2 pseudogenes are annotated in these 721 nt (G+C 45.9%); both read left to right on the top strand.

Going from position 1 to position 721, the window contains the following annotated elements:
- Positions 1 to 461, top strand: a pseudogene (ybgF, locus tag CIK04_RS28300) (tol-pal system protein YbgF); the annotation flags it as partial.
- 125 nt (positions 462 to 586) lie between these two features.
- Positions 587 to 721 (top strand): annotated as a pseudogene (locus tag CIK04_RS28295) (quinolinate synthase NadA); the annotation flags it as partial.

Here is a 721-nt window from a genome sequence, read left to right as displayed (position 1 = left end):
TTGATCGTGTCCGCAATGAAATCAAGACGGTAGGAACGCCAACCCAAGCAACCGTCGTGGAAGAAGGCGGTGAGCAGGGCGTGTTTAGTCTACTAATGTCGATGAGCAAACGGCCTATCAAAATGCCGTAGACCTAATTTTGAAGAAGCGGGATTACGCTGGCTGCAATTGCCGCGTTTAAGCAGTCCAGAAAGATTTCCCGTATTCCAATTTTCGCCCCTAACTCTCATTATTGGTTAGGGCAGCTTTATTTTGCTCAAAAACAAGATAAAGAAGCGGCGACAAGTTTTGCTGCTGTCGTCTCTTATAAGGATTCAAACAAACGTGCTGATGCCCTAGTGAAACTGGGTGACATCGCTGCACGTAATAACAATCCTGAACAGGCGAAAAAATATTATCAGCAAGCGATAGATGAACACCCAGGCAGCGCCTCTGCCAAAGTGGCAAATACAAAACTGTAAATAGGGAGCGAAGCTCCTTATTTTTTGCTTCTCGCCTGTTGGAAACCATGCGTGCGGCTTTTGCATCTTACATAATCTTAAGGTTACAATACGCGGATTAAAGGAAGTTGCGTAGAGCAAGAGCAATGAGCCACATACTAGATAAAATTGACACCGTTTACCCTTTCCCGCCGAAGCCAATTCCCCTGACTCAGGACGAGAAAGCGGCGTATATCGCCAGCATCAAACAGCTACTTAAAGAGAAAGACGCGGTCTTGATC

The organism is Vibrio sp. 03_296 (assembly GCF_002265885.1).
Note: the sequence above shows the minus strand (reverse complement) of the source record. Positions and strands in the feature narration are given on the sequence as shown.